At 43.4% G+C, this 748-nt stretch carries 1 protein-coding gene; it reads right to left on the bottom strand.

Annotated elements, in window-relative coordinates:
* On the bottom strand, positions 1-266 hold a 266-nt coding region (locus tag JK635_RS28380), incomplete at its 3' end, for an ABC transporter substrate-binding protein (protein ID WP_202654400.1).
* Positions 267-748: the final 482 nt, after the last annotated feature.

The following is a 748-nucleotide window of genomic DNA, read 5'->3' as shown; positions in this document are numbered from 1 at the left end:
AGATCATCATGCGGCGTAATTCGATAGAACCATTTAAAGTTTCTCGCAGTTAGCGATGTCGATGAAGAATCCGGGTTCAAATAAGGAATTTTGTATCGCTCGGCCACTTGACTAGATGTTGCGGTTACATTGCTGAAATAAGCGCCGACTACCACCACCACTTTTTCTTGGGTTATCAAGCGTTCTGTCTCCGTCGCCCCAATTTGGGGATTACCCTGGTGATCAGCAAAAACCAACTTGATTTTTGCCCCCTTCAAATTAGGCAATCCGCCTCCGTTTGAAAAAGGTAAATCGGGGATATCCTTCGCNCAAGAGCACCTTTGAGTTCCGCACCCGTTGATGCTGCAGCACCAGTAAGGGGATAAAGAACGCCAATCTTTATCTCTTGCTGCGCCATGGCCAATGTGCTAACAGCAAAAGCCGTTAAAAAACAGGCAGTTCTTTTCAAAGCTTTCAATGAAAACTGCATCGAGTATCTCCTTTAAGTCTATAAAATGCGTTTGATAAAAAATGCATGAAAGACAATTCTTCAAACGAGCTTTGTGACGCAACGAGCGCTGACCTACTTCGTACCGAACAACTCTTAATTTACCAATCGTATGTGGGCAGTTTGCCTAGCTCATTTTTCAAGAGATTTGAAAAATTAGGCAAAACTAGAAGCTCGACATTTCCTTGCAATGTCGAGAAACATATACAGCCACTGCGTGTTCAGAAGGGGATTAACACAACGTTAGAAAGTTGTTGTGCG

Source organism: Neobacillus paridis, from assembly GCF_016765675.1.
Lineage (GTDB): Bacteria > Bacillota > Bacilli > Bacillales > Cytobacillaceae > Neobacillus > Neobacillus paridis.
The sequence above is the reverse complement of the archived record's forward strand: the minus strand, read 5'-3'. Positions and strand labels throughout refer to the sequence as shown.